The organism is Streptomyces sp. TSRI0107 (genome assembly GCF_001905845.1).
Taxonomy (GTDB): Bacteria; Actinomycetota; Actinomycetes; order Streptomycetales; family Streptomycetaceae; genus Streptomyces.
In genome coordinates, this window is sequence record NZ_LIVZ01000006.1 from 391778 (window position 1) to 411570 (window position 19793).

General features: G+C 72.6%; 25 protein-coding genes. 15 read left to right on the forward strand and 10 right to left on the reverse strand.

From position 1 onward, the window contains the following. Positions 1-101 precede the first annotated feature (101 nt). A complete protein-coding gene (locus AMK31_RS42140) occupies positions 102-230 on the forward strand; it encodes a hypothetical protein (protein ID WP_274535967.1) in 129 nt (42 codons plus the stop codon). A gap of 113 nt (positions 231-343) precedes the next feature. After that, entirely contained in the window at positions 344-583 is a 240-nt protein-coding gene (locus AMK31_RS18340) for a hypothetical protein (RefSeq protein ID WP_073941615.1), read from the forward strand. On the opposite strand, the gene istB is transcribed toward AMK31_RS18340, so the two are convergent. Then, positions 552-1811 (reverse strand): IS21-like element helper ATPase IstB, encoded by a 1260-nt coding sequence (gene istB / locus AMK31_RS18345; RefSeq protein WP_073941616.1) that lies wholly within the window; start codon positions 1809-1811, stop codon positions 552-554. The genes AMK31_RS18340 and istB overlap by 32 nt on opposite strands. A gap of 167 nt (positions 1812-1978) precedes the next feature. Here istB and AMK31_RS18350 point away from each other — a divergent pair, with 167 nt between their 5' ends. Continuing rightward, positions 1979-3622, forward strand: a complete 1644-nt coding sequence (locus AMK31_RS18350) for a DNA repair helicase XPB (RefSeq protein ID WP_073941617.1) — start codon at positions 1979-1981, stop codon at positions 3620-3622. Here the strand turns inward: AMK31_RS18350 and AMK31_RS18355 are convergent. Continuing rightward, complete coding sequence (locus tag AMK31_RS18355) at positions 3574-4623, reverse strand: glycosyltransferase 87 family protein (RefSeq protein ID WP_079186873.1); 1050 nt, start codon at positions 4621-4623, stop codon at positions 3574-3576. The two genes, AMK31_RS18350 and AMK31_RS18355, sit on opposite strands and share 49 nt — an antisense overlap. Positions 4624-4733: 110 nt before the next feature. Further along, positions 4734-4922: a hypothetical protein gene (locus AMK31_RS18360; protein WP_073941619.1), complete on the reverse strand. Its 189-nt coding sequence runs from the start codon at positions 4920-4922 to the stop codon at positions 4734-4736. Positions 4923-5244: 322 nt separating this feature from the next. Between AMK31_RS18360 and AMK31_RS18365 the strand changes: the two genes are divergently transcribed. Beyond that, the gene (locus tag AMK31_RS18365) at positions 5245-7209 is read left to right on the forward strand and encodes a HelD family protein (protein WP_241842680.1); all 1965 of its coding nucleotides are present in this window, start codon (positions 5245-5247) and stop codon (positions 7207-7209) included. A 168-nt stretch (positions 7210-7377) separates the two neighbouring features. Here AMK31_RS18365 and AMK31_RS18370 read toward each other — a convergent pair whose 3' ends face one another. Together AMK31_RS18370 and AMK31_RS18375 are read right to left on the reverse strand one after the other, a co-directional pair. Then, positions 7378-8079, reverse strand: coding sequence for a copper homeostasis protein CutC (locus tag AMK31_RS18370; RefSeq protein WP_073941621.1), 702 nt, complete (start codon positions 8077-8079; stop codon positions 7378-7380). A gap of 101 nt (positions 8080-8180) precedes the next feature. Then, positions 8181-8858, reverse strand: coding sequence for a maleylpyruvate isomerase family mycothiol-dependent enzyme (locus tag AMK31_RS18375; protein ID WP_073941805.1), 678 nt, complete (start codon positions 8856-8858; stop codon positions 8181-8183). Between the two features lie 50 nt (positions 8859-8908). On the opposite strand from AMK31_RS18375, the gene AMK31_RS18380 reads away from it, so the two are divergent. Together AMK31_RS18380 and AMK31_RS18385 are read left to right on the forward strand one after the other, a co-directional pair. Next, positions 8909-9559, forward strand: a complete 651-nt coding sequence (locus AMK31_RS18380; protein ID WP_073941622.1) for an HD domain-containing protein — start codon at positions 8909-8911, stop codon at positions 9557-9559. Positions 9560-9586: 27 nt separating this feature from the next. Next, the gene (locus AMK31_RS18385; RefSeq protein ID WP_241842670.1) at positions 9587-10687 is read left to right on the forward strand and encodes a GNAT family N-acetyltransferase; all 1101 of its coding nucleotides are present in this window, start codon (positions 9587-9589) and stop codon (positions 10685-10687) included. On the opposite strand, the gene AMK31_RS18390 is transcribed toward AMK31_RS18385, so the two are convergent. After that, on the reverse strand, positions 10669-10956 hold the full coding sequence (locus AMK31_RS18390; RefSeq protein WP_073941624.1) for a DUF4031 domain-containing protein: 288 nt from the start codon (positions 10954-10956) through the stop codon (positions 10669-10671). The two genes, AMK31_RS18385 and AMK31_RS18390, sit on opposite strands and share 19 nt — an antisense overlap. Then, a complete protein-coding gene (locus AMK31_RS18395; RefSeq protein WP_073941625.1) occupies positions 10953-11336 on the reverse strand; it encodes a hypothetical protein in 384 nt (127 codons plus the stop codon). Before AMK31_RS18395 ends, AMK31_RS18390 begins: the two co-directional genes overlap by 4 nt. Positions 11337-11390: 54 nt before the next feature. On the opposite strand from AMK31_RS18395, the gene AMK31_RS18400 reads away from it, so the two are divergent. Genes AMK31_RS18400 through AMK31_RS18415 form a run of 4 tightly spaced genes read left to right on the forward strand, consistent with a single transcriptional unit; the run spans position 11391 to position 15058 of the window. Continuing rightward, on the forward strand, positions 11391-12314 hold the full coding sequence (locus AMK31_RS18400) for a MurR/RpiR family transcriptional regulator (protein WP_073941626.1): 924 nt from the start codon (positions 11391-11393) through the stop codon (positions 12312-12314). A 33-nt stretch (positions 12315-12347) separates the two neighbouring features. After that, positions 12348-13283 carry an N-acetylmuramic acid 6-phosphate etherase gene (gene murQ / locus AMK31_RS18405; RefSeq protein ID WP_073941627.1) on the forward strand — a complete coding sequence of 312 codons (936 nt, stop codon included), beginning with the start codon at positions 12348-12350 and terminating at the stop codon, positions 13281-13283. Positions 13284-13342: 59 nt separating this feature from the next. Continuing rightward, a complete protein-coding gene (locus tag AMK31_RS18410; protein ID WP_073941628.1) occupies positions 13343-14734 on the forward strand; it encodes a PTS transporter subunit EIIC in 1392 nt (463 codons plus the stop codon). A gap of 18 nt (positions 14735-14752) precedes the next feature. Next, positions 14753-15058, forward strand: a complete 306-nt coding sequence (locus AMK31_RS18415; protein ID WP_143204241.1) for a hypothetical protein — start codon at positions 14753-14755, stop codon at positions 15056-15058. Here the strand turns inward: AMK31_RS18415 and AMK31_RS18420 are convergent. Further along, the gene (locus AMK31_RS18420; RefSeq protein WP_073941630.1) at positions 15049-15300 is read right to left on the reverse strand and encodes a hypothetical protein; all 252 of its coding nucleotides are present in this window, start codon (positions 15298-15300) and stop codon (positions 15049-15051) included. The genes AMK31_RS18415 and AMK31_RS18420 overlap by 10 nt on opposite strands. Positions 15301-15413: 113 nt before the next feature. Here AMK31_RS18420 and AMK31_RS18425 point away from each other — a divergent pair, with 113 nt between their 5' ends. Together AMK31_RS18425 and AMK31_RS18430 are read left to right on the forward strand one after the other, a co-directional pair. Further along, the gene (locus tag AMK31_RS18425; RefSeq protein ID WP_073941631.1) at positions 15414-16253 is read left to right on the forward strand and encodes a helix-turn-helix domain-containing protein; all 840 of its coding nucleotides are present in this window, start codon (positions 15414-15416) and stop codon (positions 16251-16253) included. Next, positions 16237-16446 (forward strand): DUF397 domain-containing protein, encoded by a 210-nt coding sequence (locus AMK31_RS18430; protein ID WP_073941632.1) that lies wholly within the window; start codon positions 16237-16239, stop codon positions 16444-16446. Before AMK31_RS18425 ends, AMK31_RS18430 begins: the two co-directional genes overlap by 17 nt. 4 nt (positions 16447-16450) lie before the next feature. Here the strand turns inward: AMK31_RS18430 and AMK31_RS18435 are convergent, their stop codons facing one another. Together AMK31_RS18435 and AMK31_RS18440 are read right to left on the reverse strand one after the other, a co-directional pair. Continuing rightward, positions 16451-17254 (reverse strand): MerR family transcriptional regulator, encoded by an 804-nt coding sequence (locus tag AMK31_RS18435; RefSeq protein ID WP_107468647.1) that lies wholly within the window; start codon positions 17252-17254, stop codon positions 16451-16453. Further along, positions 17247-17783 (reverse strand): VOC family protein, encoded by a 537-nt coding sequence (locus AMK31_RS18440; RefSeq protein WP_073941634.1) that lies wholly within the window; start codon positions 17781-17783, stop codon positions 17247-17249. The genes AMK31_RS18435 and AMK31_RS18440 overlap by 8 nt, the downstream gene beginning before the upstream one ends. 313 nt (positions 17784-18096) lie before the next feature. On the opposite strand from AMK31_RS18440, the gene AMK31_RS18445 reads away from it, so the two are divergent. Genes AMK31_RS18445 through AMK31_RS18455 form a run of 3 tightly spaced genes read left to right on the forward strand, consistent with a single transcriptional unit; the run spans position 18097 to position 19792 of the window. Further along, the gene (locus AMK31_RS18445) at positions 18097-18906 is read left to right on the forward strand and encodes a hypothetical protein (RefSeq protein WP_073941635.1); all 810 of its coding nucleotides are present in this window, start codon (positions 18097-18099) and stop codon (positions 18904-18906) included. 59 nt (positions 18907-18965) lie between these two features. Beyond that, positions 18966-19217: a hypothetical protein gene (locus AMK31_RS41035; RefSeq protein ID WP_198948509.1), complete on the forward strand. Its 252-nt coding sequence runs from the start codon at positions 18966-18968 to the stop codon at positions 19215-19217. Positions 19218-19222: 5 nt separating this feature from the next. Beyond that, positions 19223-19792 (forward strand): hypothetical protein, encoded by a 570-nt coding sequence (locus AMK31_RS18455; protein WP_073941637.1) that lies wholly within the window; start codon positions 19223-19225, stop codon positions 19790-19792. Position 19793 lies beyond the last annotated feature (1 nt).

The window sequence follows — 19793 nt, forward strand, 5'->3', positions numbered from 1 at the left end:
CATTGCGGTGCGGGGCGCCGGGCAGCCACCGGTTGTCCTGATGAAGCCCCGAGCCGCCCGGCGGGCGGTTCGGGCGAGCACAGCCGAAAGGAAGTCCCTCCATGCGCGCAGCCCGTCGTGTGGCCGCCGTCCTGTCCGCCGCCGCCCTCATGTTCGGCGCCCTGACCACTCAGGCCGCCGCCATCAGCATCGATGTCGCCGGACTGGTCCTCGAGACACCGCAGGTCTGACAGATCCGTTACGCCGTCCCACGCGCCCAGGGCCGGTCCCACGAGTCCCCGGGACCGGCCCGCCGTTCGCCCCCGACGCCCCCCCTCATTTCGCTGAAAGGCCCTGAGGTCCCATGCGTTCGAGCCTCCCCGACCACTCCTGCCCCACCCGTTCCAGCGCCATCGCGGTCTCGCTGGCCGCCCTGATCTCGGCCGCCGCGCTGGTCGTCGGCGCGGCGGCCCCGCAGGCCTCCGCGGCCCCCTCGGCCGCGCCGCTGCCGCTGCCCGTGCTCGGCTCGGAGCCCCTGATCACGGAAGGGGTGACCATCGAGGGGCCGCTGATCAACACGCTGGCTCTGCCCACGCTGAGGTAGGCCGGCGCTTGCGGTAGCTGTCGCCTTCGAGCCGTACGGTCTCCGCGTGGTGGGTCAGGCGGTCCACCATCGCGAGAACGGCCGGGCCGTCGAACACCTCGTGCCAGCGCTCCAGCGGACGGTCGCTGGTCACGATCACCGAGCCGCGTTCGTAGCGGTGCGCGACCAGCCGGAACAGCAGCCGGGCCGCCTCCGTGTCGAAGGGCACGTAGCCGACCTCGTCGACGATCAGCAGGGCGCTGTCGTCGAGGCCGGCCAGTTCCTCGGAGAGCCGGCCCGCCGCGTCGGCCCGCGCCAGCCGGGCGGCCCACTCCACGGCGGTCGCGAACAGCACCCGGTGCCCGGCCTGGCAGGCGCGCAGCCCGAGCCCGATCGCGAGATGGGTCTTGCCGGTGCCGGGGGCGCCGGTGAACAGCACGTTGCGGCGGGCGACGACGAAGTCCAGCTTGCCGAGCCGGGCCACCGTGTCCCGGTCGAAGGCGCGCGGGTACTCGGCGTCGAAGTCCTCCAGCTGCTTGCGGGCGGGGAACCCGGCGGCCCGGACGCGGTCCTCGGCGTGCGCCTCGCGCTCGGGCGGGCCGGGCTGGGCGGGGATCGGCAGGGGGGTGACGGGCAGGGGGGCGACGGGCAGGGGGGTGGTGGACGGCTCGGGCCCGGCGGACGGTTCGGGCTCGGCCGTCCGCCGGCCGTGCTCCTTGGGGTGGTGCTCGGAGCGGGCGACCAGCTCCCCCGACATGTACGCCAGGATCGCGGCGGAGACGATGAACGCCATGTGGATCAGCGTGCCCCACAGCAGCGAGTGCTGGGGGGTGTGTTCCACGTCCACGAACATCTGCAGCAGATGCACGGACGAGATGCCCACGATGGCGGTGGCCAGCTTGACCTTCAGCACGTTGGGGTTGACGTGCGAGAGCCATTCCGGCTGGTCGCGGTGGCCCTGGAGGTCGATCCTGGAGACGAAGGTCTCGTAGCCGCCGACGATCACCATGATCAGCAGGTTGGCGATCATCACGACGTCGACCAGCTTCAGCACCGCGAGCATCACGTACGTCTCGTCGGCCCGGCCGGCCACGCATCTCACGATTAACGTCCACAGCTCGTTGAAGAACTTGTAGACGTACACGCCCTGGACGACGACCAGACCGAAGTAGAGCGGGGCCTGGAGCCAGCGGGTGGCGAACAGGGCGTACCCGAGGGTGGCGGTCGGCGGGGGCGGCGTACGTGTCATGGGCTGCACGATGCGCCATTCTTCGCAGGGGCCCGCCGTACGGCCGCACGCTGCCACCCGCAGGACTGAATAGACATCCTGTAGGAACAGCCGACGACAGGACGAGCCGACGACCGGGGTGAATCAGGCACACTGGACGTTTGGCCGCGCGGAAGGGAAGTACGCACGTGAACGGTCCACTCATCGTCCAGTCCGACAAGACCCTGCTCCTGGAAGTCGACCACGAGCGGGCCGACGACTGCCGTCGGGCCATCGCGCCCTTCGCGGAGCTGGAGCGGGCGCCGGAGCACATCCACACCTACCGGGTGACCCCGCTCGGCCTGTGGAACGCGCGCGCCGCCGGGCACGACGCCGAGCAGGTGGTGGACGCGCTCGTCGAGTACAGCCGCTACCCCGTGCCGCACGCCCTGCTCGTCGACATCGCCGAGACGATGGACCGCTACGGCCGGCTGTCCCTGCTCAAGCACCCCGCGCACGGCCTGGTGCTGACCACCACGGACCGTCCGGTGCTGGAGGAGGTGCTGCGCTCCAAGCGGATCGCGCCGCTGGTCGGCACCCGGATCGACCCGGACACGGTGGCCGTGCACCCCTCCGAGCGCGGGCAGATCAAGCAGGTGCTGCTGAAGCTGGGCTGGCCGGCGGAGGACCTCGCCGGGTACGTGGACGGCGAGGCGCACCCGATCGATCTCGCCGAGGACGGCTGGGCGCTGCGGCCCTACCAGAAGCAGGCGGTGGAGAACTTCTGGCACGGCGGTTCCGGTGTCGTCGTACTGCCCTGTGGTGCCGGGAAGACGCTGGTCGGGGCCGGGGCGATGGCCGAGGCCAAGTCGACCACGCTGATCCTCGTCACCAACACCGTCTCCGCGCGGCAGTGGAAGCACGAGCTGGTGAAGCGCACCTCGCTGACCGAGGACGAGATCGGCGAGTACAGCGGTACGCGCAAGGAGATCCGGCCGGTCACCATCGCCACGTACCAGGTGCTGACGACCAGGCGGAAGGGCGTCTACCCGCACCTGGAGCTGTTCGACTCCCGGGACTGGGGTCTGATCGTCTACGACGAGGTGCACCTGCTGCCCGCGCCGGTCTTCAAGTTCACCGCCGACCTCCAGGCGCGCCGCCGTCTGGGTCTGACGGCGACGCTGGTCCGTGAGGACGGCCGGGAGTCCGACGTCTTCTCGCTGATCGGCCCCAAGCGGTTCGACGCACCGTGGAAGGAGATCGAGGCGCAGGGGTACATCGCGCCCGCGGACTGCGTCGAGGTCCGGGTGAACCTGACCGACGCCGAGCGGCTGGCGTACGCGACGGCCGAGGCGGAGGAGAAGTACCGGTTCTGCGCGACCACGGACACCAAGCGGAAGGTCACGGAGTCGATCGTCCGGCGCTTCGCGGGCCAGCAGATCCTGGTCATCGGCCAGTACATCGACCAGCTCGACGAGCTGGGCGAACACCTCGGCGCGCCCGTGATCAAGGGTGAGACGACCAACGCCCAGCGCGAGAAGCTGTTCGACGCGTTCCGGCAGGGCGAGATCAGCGTCCTGGTGGTGTCGAAGGTCGCCAACTTCTCCATCGACCTGCCCGAGGCGACGGTCGCCATCCAGGTCTCCGGCACCTTCGGCTCCCGCCAGGAGGAGGCCCAGCGCCTCGGCCGGGTCCTGCGCCCCAAGGCGGACGGCCACCAGGCGCACTTCTACTCCGTCGTCGCCCGCGACACCATCGACCAGGACTTCGCCGCCCACCGCCAGCGGTTCCTCGCGGAACAGGGCTACGCGTACCGGATCGTCGACGCGGACGAACTGCTGGCGGAGAGCTGAGGCCGCAGCACCACCAGCAGCGCCAGCCCGAGAAGCGGGTACGGCGACGCCAGGGGCTGCTGCCACCAGGGGAGGTGGAGGTCCAGGTCGCCCGTGTGGGGGAGGAGCCACATGGTGCGGGCGGTGAAAGCGGCGGTGGTCAGCGCCGCCAGGCGGACGTGGCCCCGCGCGACGAGGACCGCGATCAGCGGGACGCACCACACCCAGTGGTGGGACCAGCTGATCGGGGAGACGAGCAGGGCGGTGACGGCGGTCAGCAGGATGCCGTGGCGGTCGTCGGACGCCTGCGCGGCCAGCCACAGCCCGCCGGCCGCCGTGAGCAGCGCGGGCAGCCACCAGGCGGGGCCGGGGGCGGTCTCGCCGAGCATCCGGGCGACCAGGCCCTGGAGGGACTGGTTGTCGACGATCCACGGTTTGCCGACGCGGCCGGTCTCGTAGAGGCGGCGCAGCCAGAAGTCGGCGCTGGCGGCGGGGAGCACCAGGGCGCCCAGGAGGGCGGTTCCGGTGAGGGCCGCCGTCGCCAGTGCCGCCTCGCGCCGGCGGCCGGTGAGCAGCAGGTACGCGATGAAGACGGCCGGTGTCAGTTTGATCCCGGCCGCGACGCCGACCGCCACGCCCTTGCCGCGGGCGCCGTCCGGGCGGGTCAGGTCCCACAGGACCAGGCAGGCGAGGGCGAGGTTGATCTGGCCGAACAGCAGGGTCTGGAAGACGGGTTCCAGCCAGAGCGCGAGGGCTGTCGCGGCGCAGAGGGCGGGCGGGCGCAGGGGCAGGCCCGCGAGGCGGGCGGAGAGGTGGACCAGGCAGAAGAGGAGGACGGTGTTGGCCCCCAGGAAGGCCGCCTTGAGGGCGCTCGCGGGGAGCCACGCGGTGGGGGTGAAGAGAAGGGCGGCGAAGGGCGGGTAGGTGGCCGGGAGATGCCACTCGGTGACCGTGAAGCCGTACAGGTCACGGCCGTCGAGGACCGCCTCGCCCTCCGCCTGGTAGACCAGCGCGTCCGCCATCGGGACGTGCTGGGCCACGCACAGCACGGCGAACGCCGTGAGGGAGACCGCGAGGAACAGACAGGGCTTTACGGAGCGTGCACGGCGGGTCACCCGGTGACCCTAGACCGTCACTTGCGCCGGACGCCCGCCTCCTCGCCGTACTCGCCGAGGATGATCACGTCGAAGGCGGCACCCGCGAACACCTTCACGGCCCGCAGCGCGTCGCCGAGCCGGTGCCGGTGGTGGTCGACGACGGCGGTGGCGCCGGAGGGCGGCCGGACGGAGGCCGAAGCTGGGGTGATGGCTGCTGCACTCATGTCTCCATGGTGCTTTTGCGGACATAAGCGCCGCATCGGTCTACGGTCCCCTTCGCCCCCTAGGGGGCTGGGGGCGGGTCTACGCCGTGAGAGGGAAAACCGTTCGCCCGGCCTCCCCCCGCTCCTCTAAAATCTCCGCTCTTGCCCGCCTCCGCATGGAGCGCCGCCGCCCGGACGGAAACCGGTCGGCATTCCGCAGCCACCCACACGTGCAGGTCCCTACGGAGGCACCCCCTTGTCCACCGCCGACCCCGCGGCCACCGCCGACCCCCTGTCCCGCGAGCGCTCCCACCTCGCCGCGTCCCGTGCCGCGCTGCGGGCGATGCGTGAGGACGTGGAGGCGCTGGACATCAGCGACGTCACCGCGAACTGGGTGAACGCGCAGATCCTGGAACGCCAGATCGACGAGCGGATCAAGGCGCTCGCCGACCTCAGCGACACCCCGCTGTTCTTCGGCCGCCTGGACTATCTGCACGCGCCGGGCGCCGATCAGGCCGAGGGCGCGGAGGGCGAGCGCTTCTACATCGGGCGGCGGCACGTGCACGACGCCGACGGCGACCCGATGGTGATCGACTGGCGGGCGCCGGTGTCGCAGCCGTTCTACCGGGCGTCGAAGAAGGACCCGATGGACGTCGGGCTGCGCCGCCGGTTCGGCTACACCGGCGGCGAGCTGACCGCGTACGAGGACGAGCACCTGTCGGACCCGGCGGAGGCGGCGCGCACCAGCAGGCTGCTCCAGCAGGAGATCGAGCGGCCGCGTGTGGGTCCGATGCGGGACATCGTCGCGACCATCCAGCCGGAGCAGGACGAGATCGTGCGCTCGGGGCTGGGCGGGTCGGTGTGCGTGCAGGGCGGCCCCGGCACCGGGAAGACCGCCGTCGGCCTGCACCGGGTGGCCTACCTCCTCTACGCCCACCGCGAGCGGCTGGCCCGCACCGGCACCCTCGTCATCGGGCCGAACCGGTCCTTCCTGCACTACATCGAGCAGGTGCTGCCCGCGCTGGGCGAGTTGACGGTGCGGCAGGCGACCGTGGACGACCTGGTGGCGCACGTGGAGGTGCGCGGCACGGACGAGGCGGCGGCGGCCGTCGTCAAGGGCGACGCGCGGATGGCGCAGGTGCTGCGCCGGGCCGTCTACTCGCACGTGACGATGCCCACCGAGCCGGTCGTGGTGGTGCGCGGCTCGCGGCGCTGGCGGGTCCCGGCGTACGAACTGGAGGAGATCGTCCGCGAGTTGCTGGACCGGGACATCCGCTACGGCGCCGCCCGCGAGGCCCTGCCGCAGCGGATCGCGCACGCGGTGCTGGTGCAGATGGAACGGGCGGGCGAGGCCCCGGACGACCGGGTGCAGGACGCGGTGGCCCGCAACAGCGCGGTGAAGGCGGCGGTGAAGGCGATCTGGCCCGCGGTGGACCCGGCGAAGCTGGTGCTGCGGCTGCTGGCGGACGCGGACTTCCTCGCCGCGCACGCGGACGGGATCCTCTCCGAGGACGAGCAGAAGACGATCCTGTGGGCGAAGCCGGCCCGGTCGGTGAAGTCGGCGAAGTGGTCGGCGGCGGACGCGGTGCTGATCGACGAGGCGGCGGACCTCGTGGAGCGCACGCACTCGCTGGGGCACGTGGTGCTGGACGAGGCGCAGGACCTGTCCCCGATGCAGTACCGGGCGGTGGGGCGCCGCTGCACGACCGGCAGCGCGACCGTGCTGGGCGACCTGGCGCAGGGCACCACGCCGTGGGCGACGCGCAGCTGGCAGGAGGCGCTGGCGCACCTGGGCAAGGCGGACGCGGTGATCGAGGAGCTGACGGCGGGTTTCCGCGTGCCGACGGACGTGATCACGTACGCGTCCCGGCTGCTGCCGCACATCGCGCCGGGCCTCACGCCGGTCGCGTCGATCCGTGAGAACCCGGGCTTCTTCGAGGTGCGGGCGGTGTCCGGGACCGGCGATGTGGTGGCGGCCTGCGAGGAGTCGCTGCGCAACGAGGGCTCGATCGGCCTGATCGCCGCCGACGCGCGGATCCCGGCGCTCGCGGAGGCGCTGACGGAGGCCGGGATCCCGTTCCTGGCCCCGGGTGAGGAGACCACCCCGGAGACCCGGCTGACGCTGGTCCCGGCCTCGCTCGCGAAGGGTCTGGAGTACGACTACGTGGTCCTGGACGAGCCGCGGGCGGTGGTCGACGGCGAACCCGACGAGCGCACCGGCCTGCGCCGCCTGTACGTGGCGCTGACCCGAGCGGTGTCGGGCCTGACGGTGACGCACGCGACCGACCTGCCGCCGCAGCTCGCCTAGGGGGCGTCTCGCCGATCATGCCGGGCTCGCGACGCCTGGCCCCGCGCCTCGCCGCGTTGTCGTCGGTCCCCGATGCGCCGCATCGGCTCCCTCCTCCGCCTTGCGATGCACGGCACCAGACGCCGCTCCCTGATCCGGCCTGATCGACGAGACACCCCCTAGGGAGTGTCACCCCTCGTCGAGCACCTTCCGCCACTCCGCGACCGCGTCGGCGGACACCGGCCCGTCCCAGCCCTGCGGGCGGGCCGCGCCGCCGATGTGGAAGCCGTCGATCCCGGCGGCCAGCAGGCGCGGCACGTGGTCGAGGCGCAGTCCGCCGCCGACCAGGATCTGCGGCTCGTACCCGGGCTCCCGGTACCGTGCCGCCTCGGTGAGCAGGGTGGGCAGGCCGTCGTCGACGCCGGCGGGTGAGCCGGCGGTGAGGTAGGTGTCCAGTCCGGGCAGGCCGTCGAGCTGCTTGCGCAGGGCGTCGCGGTCGGCTGCCCGGTCTATGGCCCGGTGGAAGGTCCAGGGGCAGCCGTCCAGCGCGGCGACGATCCGTTCCACGGCGAGCACGTCGACCCCGCCGTGCGGGTCGAGGAAGCCGAGCACGAACTGGTCGGCCCCGGCGTCGCGCAGTTCCCGGGCGACGCCGACGAGCCGGTCGATCCCGTCGGCGCCTCCGGCCGAGAACCCGTCGGCGAGCCGCAGCATCACGCGCAGCGGGATGTCGACCGCGGCGCGGATCCCGGCGAACCCGGCGGTCGACGGGGTGAGCCCGTCGGCGGCCATGTCGGTGACCAGCTCGAGGCGGTCCGCGCCTCCGGCCTGGGCGGCGATCGCGTCCTCGGGGTCGAGGGCGATCACCTCCAGGACTGCACGCTTGCTCATGGGACCCCATTCGTCGTCGGCGAGTGTGCGGCTCTACAGGTCTAGTCCAATCAAAGACTACGCCTGTCCGGGCCGCCCTCACCCGAAGAGGTCCGGCCTCCTCATCCGAAGATGTTCAGCTCGCCCGCCTCCACCCCCGCGAGCTCGTACTCCGCTCCGGCCGTGGAGCGTCCCGAGTAGAGGCGCACGAGGGTCGGTCCGGCGCCGATGAAACGGGCGGGCGGCCGGGCGCCGCTGCCGTCGCCGAGCCGCAGCGGCTCGTCCCGGTCGTCCAGGTCGGCGTGGAGCGGGACGTGCCCGCGCTCGCGGGTGATCCAGGCCAGCAGGTCGAGGGCGTCCGGCAGCCCCGCCCCGGCGTACGCGCCGGGCTCCCCGAACGCCTCCCGTACGTCGCCGGCGTGCACCCACTCGCCCAGCGCGACGGCGTCCAGCACCCCGCCCGCCTTGGCGATCACCGGGCCGGCCTCGGTCATCCCGCGTTCCAGCTCGTCCACGACCCGCGCGTTCGTCCAGTCGGCCCGCTCGGCGATGTCCCGGTCGTTGGACTCGGGCGAGAACACCCCCTTCTCGAAACGGTTCTCCACCACGCGCATCAACGCGGCCGAACAGTGCGCGAGCACATCCCGCACCGTCCAGCCGGGACACGCGGCGGCCGGCAGCGCGAAGTCGGCGTCCGGGCGCCCCCGCAGCAGCGGCACCAGCGCGTCCCGCTCGATCGTCAGCAGCCTGCCCGGCAGCTCCGGGTCCCGTACTTCTTGCACATCAGCAGGAGTCGTCATGGCCTCCACGCTAGGGGGTGTCTCCCCCGGTTTCGCGGGAGAATGCCGCCATGGTCGACATCGATCCCGACGAGTTGCGCGCCCGCTTCACCCGTTCCCTGGAGCGCGCCCGCCACCCGGGCGAGGGTCCGGATCCGCTGCCGTACGCCGAGAACCTGCTGGCCCGCTGGCAGGAGCCGCAGCGGCGGTACCACACGCTCGCCCACCTCACCGCGGTGCTCGACCACGTCGACACGCTGGAGGAGTACGCGGCCGACCCCGACGTGGTGCGGCTGGCCGCCTGGTTCCACGATGCCGTCTACCTGCCCGAGCGGTCCGAGAACGAGGAGCGGTCGGCGCGGCTCGCCGAGCGCGCGCTGCCCGAGGCCGGGCTGCCGCCGGAGAAGACCGCCGAGGTGGCCCGGCTGGTGCGGCTCACCGCCGGGCACGCCACCGCCGACGACGACCCGAACGGGCACGTGCTGTGCGACGCAGACCTGGCGATTCTCGCCTCGCCGCCGTCGGTGTACGCCGCCTACACCGTCGCCGTCCGCGAGGAGTACGGCTTCGTCCCGTCCGACGCCTTCCGCACGGGCCGCGCCGCGATCCTGCGCGGACTGCTGGCCCTGCCCAGGCTGTTCCGCACCCCTTACGGGGCGGAGCACTGGGAGGCGACGGCCCGCTACAACCTCACCTCGGAACTGGAAATGCTGTCGTCCTGAGCGGCCCCGCTCCCCTAGCCTCCCCTCATGACCGATACGGGTGGAAAACGGGCCGCCGAGGCCGTGGAGCAGGCGATGACGGGCGCGGCCCGGGTACTGCGGACGGGGGCGGAGCGGGACTGGGACGCCGTGACGGCGGGCCGGCTGGAGTGGAGCTGCCGGGCGACGGCCGAGCATCTGACGCGGGCCCTGTTCGGGTACGCGGGCCAATTGGCGGGCCGGGGGCGGCACATGGACGCGTACGCGCCGTGCACCCTCGTCGTCGACGACGGCACGGACCCCGCCGGGCTGATCGGCGTACTGGAGACCGTGGGCGCGCTGTTCACCGCGGCCGTGCGCACCACCCCGCCCCGGGTCCGCGCCTTCCACCCGTTCCCGCACCGCAGCGCCAACCGGGAGGGCTTCGCCGCGATGGGCGTGGCGGAGGTGCTGCTGCACACGCACGACATCGCCGAGGGCCTGGGGCTGTCCTACGAACCGCCCGCCGAGCTGGCAGAGTTCGCCCTCATGCGGATCTTCCCCGAGGTCCGGCCCGGCCCGGCCCCGTGGCCGACCCTGCTGTGGGCCACCGGCCGCGCCGGCCTGCCCGGCCGTGAACCGGTCACCGACTGGCTGTGGAGCAACAACCTCGTGCTCCCCGCCGGGCGCCTCACCCTGGAGGGCGTCACCCCGGCGGCCGCCGCCGACCTCGCCGCCGGTGGCGACGGCGGCTTCGACTGGGTCGAGGGCGGGCCGTACGAGGGCACCCGGGAGGCCGCCGCGATGACCCTCAAGGCGTACGAGACGGGGGTGCACCGGCCGGAGTTCGGACTGTTCGTGCTGGTCCGGAAGGAGGACGAGCGGGCGGTCGGCGGCATGGGCTTCCACGGCCCGCCGGAGGAGGACGGCCGCACGGAGATCGGCTACGACCTGGCGCCCTCGGCGCGCGGCAACGGCTACGCCACCGAGGCGCTGCGCGCGCTCGCCGCGTGGGCGCTGGCCCGCCCGGACGTACGGTCGCTGTTCGCCACCGTGGAGCGGGCGAACGTGCCGTCGCAGCGGGTCGTGGCGCGGGCCGGTTTCCGGCCGGTGGAGGTGGCGGACGTGGCACCGGGGGGCGAACTGCTGGCCTACGAGCTGCGGGCCTGACCGGTTCCGGTGCGCCGCTTGCGTCTGCGCAGGCCGGCGCCGTGCAGCAGCCGCACCACCTCGCGGCTGGTGACCTGCACGGCGCCGGCGCGCACCGCGTCGGTGTAGCGGTGCGCCGGGATGTCGTAGTGGTCGCGCTCGAAGGCCTTGCGGGGCACGCCGAGTCCGGCGGCGAAGGCGTGCAGTTCGGCGAAGGAGACGTCGCTGATCAGGTGGGACCAGAGCCGTCCGTGGCCCGGCCAGGTCGGCGGGTCGATGTACACCGTCACGACGAGGGTGTCCCGCCCAGGGCGGGGCCGAGCGAGCCGACCGCGGCGACCTTCACGCCCGCCTTGTGGCACACCCAGTGCGGGTCCGGGCCCAGCTCCGGCTCGACGTCCAGCGCGTGCGGGTCGCCGGAGCCGCACACCGGGCACAGCGGCCAGCGGCCGTACCGGTCCAGCAGCGCGTCCTGCACGTCCTGGGCGACCAGCCCGGCCACGTAGTGCGCGCCGTCCGGCCACTGCTCCACCCACCAGCGCCGCTGGGCGACGGAGTCCTCGACGAGCGAGACGACGTCCGCCTCGGCGACCTCGCCCGCGACGAGATCGGCCAGCACGAGGGCGCGCGCGGCGTGCAGTGCCTGCTCCAGGGGGCTGATGGGGTCCATGCCCCTATTGTGCGCACTCTTGACCGGAGGACGAGCCGAAAATATCTTTCAGCCGTGACCAGGGAAGTGAAGGAAACTTTCGGCACGTCCGGAAGCCTCGGTGGCCGGCCGCCCGCTCCCGGCGCCCTCGCCGCGAAGGTGCGCGCGCTCGCCCCGTCCATGACCCGCTCCATGCAGCGCGTCGCCGAGGCCGTCGCCCAGGACCCGGCCGGCTGTGCCGCGCTCACGGTCACCGGCCTCGCCGAACTCACCGGCACCAGCGAGGCCACCGTCGTCCGCACCGCCCGGCTGCTCGGCTACCCGGGCTACCGCGACCTGCGGCTCGCCCTGGCCGGCCTCGCCGCCCAGCAGCAGTCCGGCCGCGCGCCCGCCATCACCACCGACATCGCGGTCGACGATCCCATCGCCGACGTCGTCGCCAAACTCGCCTACGACGAGCAGCAGACCCTCGCCGACACCGCCGCCGCCCTGGACACCGCGCAGCTCGAAGCGGCGGTGTCGGCGGCCGCCCACGCCCGGCGGATCGACGTGTACGGCGTGGGCGCGTCCGGCCTCGTCGCCCAGGACCTCACGCAGAAGCTGCTGCGCATAGGGGTGATAGCCCACGCGCACAGCGACCCGCACCTCGCCGTGACCAACGCGGTGCAGCTGCGCGCGGGCGACGTCGCGATCGCGATCACGCACTCCGGGTCGACGGGTGACGTGATCGAGCCGCTGCGGGTGGCGTTCGAACGCGGGGCGACCACCGTCGCGATCACCGGCCGTCCGGACTCGCCGGTGACGCAGTACGCCGACCATGTGCTGACCACGTCGATCGCCCGGGAGACCGAGCTGCGCCCGGCGGCGATGTCGTCCCGCACCAGCCAACTGCTGGTCGTGGACTGCCTGTTCGTGGGGGTGGCACAGCGGACGTACGAGACGGCGGCACCGGCCCTGTCCGCGTCGTACGAAGCGCTGGCGCACCGGCACCGCAGATGAGACACCGCACTACCCGTACTGGAGCCGCCCCCCATGACCTCGCCCTCCGACTCCCGTGACCTGCGAGCCCAGCTCGACAATCTCACCACCGAGGCGTTCCGCCCCGAACTCGCCGACATCGACCGGCTGTCCACCCTGGAGATCGCCACCCTGATGAACGGGGAGGACGCCGGTGTGCCCGGCGCCGTCGCCCGGCAGCTCCCCCGGATCGCCGCCGCGATCGACGCCGTCGCCGCCCGCATGGCCCGCGGCGGCCGCCTGGTCTACGCCGGTGCCGGAACCGCCGGCCGGCTCGGCGTCCTGGACGCCTCCGAGTGCCCGCCGACCTTCAACACCGACCCCGCCCAGGTCGTCGGCCTGATCGCGGGCGGCCCCGAGGCCATGGTGACCTCCGTGGAAGGCGCTGAGGACTCCGCGGAGCTGGCCCGCGCCGACCTCGACGCGCTGGCCCTGTCCCCCGACGACACGGTGGTCGGCATCTCCGCGTCCGGCCGCACCCCGTACGCCGTCGGCGCGGTGGAACACGCCCGCGCGCTCGGCGCCCTCACCGTCGGGCTGGCCTGCAACCCGGGCAGCGCGCTCGCCGCGGCCGCCGAGCACGGCATCGAGATCGTCGTCGGCCCGGAGCTGATCACCGGCTCCACCCGCCTCAAGGCGGGCACCGCGCAGAAGCTCGTCCTGAACATGCTGTCGACGATCACGATGATCCGGCTCGGCAAGACCTTCGGGAACCTCATGGTCGACGTGCGGGCCTCCAACGACAAGCTGCGCGCCCGCTCCCACCGCATCGTCGCCCTCGCCACCGGCGCCGGGGACGAGGAGATCGAACGCGCGCTGGCCGACTCGGCCGGTGAGGTGAAGGACGCGATCCTCAGCATCCTGGCCGACGTGGACGGGCGGACGGCGGCCCGGCTGCTGTCGGAGAACCAGGGCAGGCTACGGGCGGCACTGGGAGCGGTGGGGCGCTGATCGGCCACTTGGCCGAACTCGAACCCCATTCCCGCGCGCCCCGGCCGCATGGTTGCTCCATGACCGACCACGCCACCCAGGCCATGGCCGCCGCCCTCCTCCCCCTGGTCGGCGGCCGCGAGAACGTCACGTCCGTCGCCCACTGCATGACCCGCCTGCGCCTGGGCCTCGCCGACCGCACCCGCGTCGACGAGGAGGCGCTGCGGGCCCTGCCCGGCGTCCTGGGCGTGGTGGACGACGACACGTACCAGATCGTGCTGGGCCCGGGAACGGTGGCGCGGGTGACGCCGGAGTTCGAGGCGCTGCTCGCCCCCGACCGCGCGACGGAACTGGCGGCGCGCGGCTCCGAGCTACGGCAGGAGCAGCGCGAACGCAACGCGACCCCGGTGAAGCTGGCGCTGCGCCGGGTGGCGAACATCTTCGTCCCGCTGATCCCGGCGCTGATCGGCTGCGGGGTGCTGGCCGGGGTCAACGGCCTGCTGGTGAACGCGGGCGTACTCTCGGGCGTCACCCCGGCCCTCGCCTCGATCAGCTCGGGCTTCATGGCGCTGATCGCGGTGTTCGTCGGCCACAACACGGCGAAGGAGTTCGGCGGCACACCGGTGCTGGGCGGGGCGGTCGCGGCGATCGTCGTGTTCCCGGGCGTGGCGAAGGTGACCGCGTTCGGCGTGACCCTCGCCCCCGGCCAGGGCGGCGTCCTGGGCGCACTGGCGGCGGCCCTGCTGGCCACGTACGTGGAGAAGCTGTGCCGCGAGATCGTCCCGCCCACCCTCGACGTCCTCCTCACCCCGACGCTGACGGTCCTCCTCGGGGGCCTGACGACGCTCTACGGCCTCATGTACGCGGCCGGCGCGGTCTCCACGGCCATCGGCACGGCCGCGAACTGGCTCCTCGCGACGACCGGCGCGTTCGCCGGGCTCCTCCTCGGCGGACTCTTCCTCCCCCTGGTCATGCTGGGCCTCCACCAGGCCCTGATCCCCATCCACGCGACGCTGATCGACGAACAGGGCAGCACCGCCCTGCTCCCCATCCTCGCGATGGCCGGCGCGGGCCAGGTCGGCGCGGCGCTCGCGATCTACATCCGCCTCCGCCACGACACGTCCATCCGCACCACCATCAAGTCCGCGCTCCCCGCCGGGCTGCTGGGCGTCGGCGAACCCCTGATCTACGGCGTCTCGCTGCCGCTGGGCCGCCCCTTCCTCACCGCCTGCGTGGGCGGCGCGGCGGGCGGCGCGTTCCTCGGCGTCTTCGCGATGCTCGGCGACACGGTCGGCGCGACCGCGATCGGCCCCTCGGGCTGGGCCCTGTTCCCCCTGCTGTCGGGCGAACGGGGCCTGGCCGCGACGGCGGCGATCTACGCGGGCGGACTGCTCACCGGCTACGCGGCGGGCTTCGTGACGACGTACGTCTTCGGCATCCGAGGTGGACGAGGTGGACAGACCGCCTCCTGACGGGTAGACAGGCACACCGTGCCCCCCGCCCGCCGCAGGATCGTCACCGCCTGGGCAGTGCTGTGCCTGTCCGGCCTCGCCGCCACCTCCGCGCTCACCTCCGAGCCGTACACCGAGACGCTGGAGTTCCCCTCCGAGGAGCCGACCCCGACCGGCACGCACGCCGTCGACTGCCAGGAACTCGCCGACTACGTCGAAGACGCCCTCGACCCCTCACCGCCGCCCGGCTACGGGGGTTCCTTCGCCGTGGACGTGGCGGTACCGCAGGAGTGCGCGGACGAACTCGCGGAACGCGGCCTGCCGCGGCCCCGGCCTCACGACTGAAGCCGCCGCCGCTCCCGGTTCACCTTCCGCACCCGGGCCCGCAGCGCGTCCCCCGCCGGCACCGCCCGCAGCAGCTCGGTCAGCTGCTCGGCGGTCCGCACATTGCACCGGCCCAGGTCGACCAGAGCGAACGGCTCGTCACTGGCACCGGTCACCGGATCGACACACAGGGACGGCAACACGACCCCCACGCTCTCCAGCGCCGCCCGCAGCGACTCCACGATCTCCTCGGTTGTCCGCACGCTCCCGTACCTCCACGCTGAGTTTCCGATTCACCACACAGCGTGTCCCCTACGCCTCTAACCTGGCCAGACACGGCACCCCAACAACCCCACGTGTACGACAGGGACTTGCCATGCCAGGACCGAAGGACCTCGACCCGTCGTCCTCCCCCCGCGCACTGCTGGGCGCGGAACTCCGCCACGCGAGAGAGAAGGCGGGGCTCAGCCAGGAGGAGCTGGGCCACCGGCTGTACGTCAGCGGGTCGTTCATCGGCCAGCTGGAGGCCGGGACGCGGAGGATGCAGCCGGAGTACGCGCGGATGCTGGACGACGTCCTCGGGACGGAGGACTTCTTTCAGCGGAACTGTGCGGCGGTGGCCAAGTCGAAGTATCCGGAGCACTTCGCGGAGGCGGCGGAGGCGGAGGCCGTAGCCACGGTGATCAGGGAGTACGCCCCGATGCTGATCCCTGGGCTGCTCCAGACGCCCGCCTATGCGCGAGCAGTGAACCGTGCCTACGACCCGACGGCGCTGGAGGAGACCATCGACGAGTGGGTGGACGGACGGGTGGCGCGTACCCGCCTGCTCGACCATCCAACAAAGCCCGTGTTGTGGGTGGTGCTTGACGAAGCGGCATTGCGGCGAGCGACGGGTGGTCGAGTGGTGATGGCGGAGGCGCTGCGCCACGTCGCGGACCTGGCGCGGCGGAACCGGGTCATCGTGCAGGTGCTGCCGTTCAGCGCGGGAGGGCACGCGGCGATGAAGGGTGCTTTGAAGCTGATGGAGTTCGAGGATGCCCCTCCGCTGGCTTACTTCGAGGGTGTCGGCACTGGCCGGCTGGAGGACGACCCGCTCACCGTCACCCAGATGAAGTTCACCTACGAACTCCTCACCGCCTCCGCGCTCTCGCCGGAGAAGTCCCTGGCTCTCCTCGACGCGTTGGCGCAGGATTACGCCCATGAGGAGCATTCCTGAGTACGACCTGCACGGTGCCACCTGGCGCAAGTCCAGCTACAGCGGTGGTGGCGGCGACAACTGCCTCGAAGTCGCCGCCGGCCACGTGGACGTGATCCCCGTCCGCGACTCCAAGAACCCCACCGGCCCGAAGCTCGTGTTCCGAGCCTCGGCGTGGACCGCGTTCGTCGGTGGGCTGAAGCAGCCGGACTAGTCGGTCACTCCCAGGTCGCGGTGTCGGGGTCGATGCCGTGGGCGCGTGCGCTGGCGTCCACGACCCGGCGGAACCACGTCGCGAGGCCGGTGCGTATGCCGTCGTAGTGGGCGGCGAATCCCGGATCGGCCTCGTACCTGCGGCCGAGACAGACCTGCATCTGCCGGGTGAGGGGGAAGTACGAGGAGAAGACCTCGCGGTGCCGTTCGACGAGCCGGTTCGCTTCCGGGCTGCCCGGTGCGACGCCGGCGTCCATCGCGTCCGCGAGGGCGCGGTCGACGTCGGCGACGGCTTCGGTGATGGCCTGCCACTCCTCCGGGCTGCGAGAGGCCGAGCGTTCGGCGTACTGGCGCCACTGCGGGGTGTCGCCGTAGCGCTGCCGGGCCTCGGCGGGCCAGTCGGGGTTCCACTGGGGGCCGAAGATCTCGGCCTGCTGCTCGGCGGTGAGCAGCAGGCCGTGCTCGTGGGCGTCGATCATCCGGTCCAGTCCGGCGCTGAGCTGCCGGAGGCGGTCGATGCGTTCGGCGACCTGGGCGCGTTGCGCGCGCAGCGCGGCGGGCACGTCCGCGGTCGAGTCGTCCAGGACGGCCTGGATCGTGTCCAGGCCGAGCCCGACCTCGCGGTAGACGACGATGCGCTGGAGGCGTTCCAGATCACCGGCGGTGTAGAGCCGGTATCCGGAAGCCGTGCGCAGCGACGGCCGCGCGAGGCCGATCTCGTCCCAGTGGTGCAGGGCGCGGACCGTGACGCCCAGACGCTTCGAGGCCTGACCGACGGTCAGACCATCGGCGTCGGTCGCATCACGCATGCTCCCCATTGTCGCCGTGGCCGGTGTCCGGAGGAGTGATGCCGATGGCTTCAAGGTTGCGCGCCTCCTGGCTGTCCGGGTCGAAGGGCTTGGCCGCGGTGAGGACGATCCGTGCGTTCTCGGGGGTGATCACCTCCACGTCGCGGGTGTTCCACGGAGTGTCGCGTGGGCCGTCGACCGAGTCCGGGCGCACCGCACGGCAGGCCTCGACGACGGAATCGACCTCGCTGAGCACGCACGCGAAGCTGAAACTCATCGCCGGTGCCTGCTGCGGCACGCTCTCCGCCTTGACGAGGAGCACGTCCTGGAAGGCCCAGCGGCGCAGGTGCACCAGCGTGCCGGGGATGCTGAACAGCTCGAAGAAGCCGAGCCCACGAGTCCAGAAGTCCACCGACGCGGCCAGGTCGTCGGTGGGGACGGTGGCGAACGCGGGCATGCCGTAGATGCCGCGGAACGGCTCCGGCGGGACCGCGTCCGGGCCGGGAGCGGGCACGGGGCTCATCTCGAACGCGTTGAAGTAGTCGCTCATGCGCCTCACCTTTCAGCCTCACGCAACGTGAGGGTCAAGCCGAGGCTTTGGGCGAGCCGCCCGAGGCTCAAGTGCCGAGCTCCGAGCCCTCTTTTCAAGGAATGGCCGGTGGGTCTCAACCCACCCTCCCACCCGGCGAGTTGACGCGTAGCGTCCGACTTGCCACGCAAGGTGACGAGGCTCTAGCGTTCCCGCAACAAGCAACAGCCCCCGCCCGGTGCGCCAACACCTGCGGGGGCTTAACCAACGAGATCGGAGAAGCGATCCCGTGGCTGACGCCCACCTTAGTCCTGCCTTCCCGCCCGCGCACCCCATGTCCAACCCGGGCTACGGCAAGCGCTCCGCACCCGGGCAATCCCCGCGCGCGAACCACGACTTCGCGCACCTCGCGCCCCGCGAAGCCGCCATCGCCGCGTACATCGACCGCCTCCCCGACGGCGCCGACATCTCGGTGAAAACGCTGGCCAAGCACCTGCCGTACGGGCAGTGCGCGCTCCGCACGGCGCTCAACCGGCTGCAGGAGTCGGGCCACTTGCGCCGGGGGCGTGAGACGGTGACCGCCGACGACGGCAGCTCCCGCTGGATCACCCGATCGTGGTTCTCCCGTACCGCGCGGGAGGACGCCTGGTGGGCGGCGTTCACGCGAGGCGACGCGCCTGAGCCGGAACCCCGGCAGGGCCCCACCCGTTCCCGCGCCCACATCTTCCTCGCCGCACTGGGCCGCGCCACCCCCGCCCTGTCCCTCTCGGAGGCCGACTGCGCGCAGCTCGCCCCGCTGGTCGTGGAGTGGTTCGCGCGGGGCGCCGACGAGGACGTCGTACGGCATGCCCTGACCAGCGGCCTGCCCAGCCCGGTCCACCACCCGGCCGCCCTGCTCCGCACCCGCCTGACGCAGAAGCTTCCGCCCCCGCCCGCCCCGCGCCCGCCTCGACGCGTCCTGGAGTGCGCGACCTGCGGCCTGCCGGGACGCCCGGAGGCCTTGCCGGGAGGCCAGTGCGGCGCATGCCGAGGGGAACGCGCCCCCGCCCACTCCAGTGCGCCGGTACCCGCCGGCACAGTCCACGCCCACGCTGCGGAGATCCGCGCCGCGATGATCCGACGCCGAGAGAAGGCACCCGTATGACAGCTCCTGCGGTCCGATGCCACCAGCCCCGGGCACCATGGAGGGGAGGAGGCGACGCCATGACCCCCAGCACCGCAGAGCGCCCGCAGATGCCCATCGAGGACTTCGAGGACCTGGTCGACGTGGCCCCTGATGGCGTACGGCTCGAATTCGTCAACGGGCGGGTCCGTACGAAGGACGTCGTCTACACGGACCCCAAGGACGGCCGCTACCAGCAGTCCCACCGGTATGCCTGGGGCGCTACCGTCGACCTCCCCGCCCCCGTCGGCATCACCCTGGACACCGAAAAGCTCAAGGATTACGCAGACTGATAACCATGAACCACGCCCAGCTCACCGCCCTAGGCCGTGCCCTCCGTCTGCTCGGGGAGCACGGGGAGGCGCTCACCGCCGACACCCCGGACGCCAGGCTGCACGAGGTGAAGGCGGATCTGCGGCGGGCCCTGGACCTGCTGGACGAGAGCGTCACGTCCGCCGCGCCCAGTACCCGCTGCGCCGAGCATCCGAACGGGCCCGTCGACGAGGCCGCGCCGGATCTGTGCCTGCTCTGCGAGACGCGGCGCCGGGCCGCCCGCCGTGCCGAGTTCAACGGGCCCGCCCCGGCAGCCGCGCCCACGCCCACCGCGCCGTCCCGGTACGGCACGCGCGGTGACCGCCCGCAGCCCCAGCAGCGGTGGCTGCCGGAGCTGTGGAACGGGCAGGAGTGGCAGCTGTGCGGGACCCCGCGCCGCGACCGGCGCGAGGCCGAGCTGTACATCGCCGCCCAGCGGCGCGGGTCGCGGCCCGCGATGGCGTACCGGCTCGTGCACGAGTTCACCGACTACGAGGTGCTGCGGGTGTGGGGCACCCCAGTACGGGTCGACATCGAGCCGATGGGCAACCTGTAGC

Coding starts and splice junctions, on each gene's coding strand:
- AMK31_RS42140 (WP_274535967.1), top strand. CDS start 102: ATGCGCGCAGCCCGTCGTGTGGCCGCCGTCCTGTCCGCCGCCGCCCTC.
- AMK31_RS18340 (WP_073941615.1), top strand. CDS start 344: ATGCGTTCGAGCCTCCCCGACCACTCCTGCCCCACCCGTTCCAGCGCC.
- istB (WP_073941616.1), bottom strand. CDS start 1,811: ATGACACGTACGCCGCCCCCGCCGACCGCCACCCTCGGGTACGCCCTG.
- AMK31_RS18355 (WP_079186873.1), bottom strand. CDS start 4,623: ATGGCGGACGCGCTGGTCTACCAGGCGGAGGGCGAGGCGGTCCTCGAC.
- AMK31_RS18360 (WP_073941619.1), bottom strand. CDS start 4,922: ATGAGTGCAGCAGCCATCACCCCAGCTTCGGCCTCCGTCCGGCCGCCC.
- AMK31_RS18365 (WP_241842680.1), top strand. CDS start 5,245: ATGCGTGAGGACGTGGAGGCGCTGGACATCAGCGACGTCACCGCGAAC.
- AMK31_RS18370 (WP_073941621.1), bottom strand. CDS start 8,079: ATGAGCAAGCGTGCAGTCCTGGAGGTGATCGCCCTCGACCCCGAGGAC.
- AMK31_RS18375 (WP_073941805.1), bottom strand. CDS start 8,858: ATGACGACTCCTGCTGATGTGCAAGAAGTACGGGACCCGGAGCTGCCG.
- AMK31_RS18380 (WP_073941622.1), top strand. CDS start 8,909: ATGGTCGACATCGATCCCGACGAGTTGCGCGCCCGCTTCACCCGTTCC.
- AMK31_RS18385 (WP_241842670.1), top strand. CDS start 9,587: ATGACCGATACGGGTGGAAAACGGGCCGCCGAGGCCGTGGAGCAGGCG.
- AMK31_RS18395 (WP_073941625.1), bottom strand. CDS start 11,336: ATGGACCCCATCAGCCCCCTGGAGCAGGCACTGCACGCCGCGCGCGCC.
- murQ (WP_073941627.1), top strand. CDS start 12,348: ATGACCTCGCCCTCCGACTCCCGTGACCTGCGAGCCCAGCTCGACAAT.
- AMK31_RS18410 (WP_073941628.1), top strand. CDS start 13,343: ATGACCGACCACGCCACCCAGGCCATGGCCGCCGCCCTCCTCCCCCTG.
- AMK31_RS18425 (WP_073941631.1), top strand. CDS start 15,414: ATGCCAGGACCGAAGGACCTCGACCCGTCGTCCTCCCCCCGCGCACTG.
- AMK31_RS18430 (WP_073941632.1), top strand. CDS start 16,237: ATGAGGAGCATTCCTGAGTACGACCTGCACGGTGCCACCTGGCGCAAG.
- AMK31_RS18435 (WP_107468647.1), bottom strand. CDS start 17,254: ATGCGTGATGCGACCGACGCCGATGGTCTGACCGTCGGTCAGGCCTCG.
- AMK31_RS18440 (WP_073941634.1), bottom strand. CDS start 17,783: ATGAGCGACTACTTCAACGCGTTCGAGATGAGCCCCGTGCCCGCTCCC.
- AMK31_RS18445 (WP_073941635.1), top strand. CDS start 18,097: ATGTCCAACCCGGGCTACGGCAAGCGCTCCGCACCCGGGCAATCCCCG.
- AMK31_RS41035 (WP_198948509.1), top strand. CDS start 18,966: ATGACCCCCAGCACCGCAGAGCGCCCGCAGATGCCCATCGAGGACTTC.
- AMK31_RS18455 (WP_073941637.1), top strand. CDS start 19,223: ATGAACCACGCCCAGCTCACCGCCCTAGGCCGTGCCCTCCGTCTGCTC.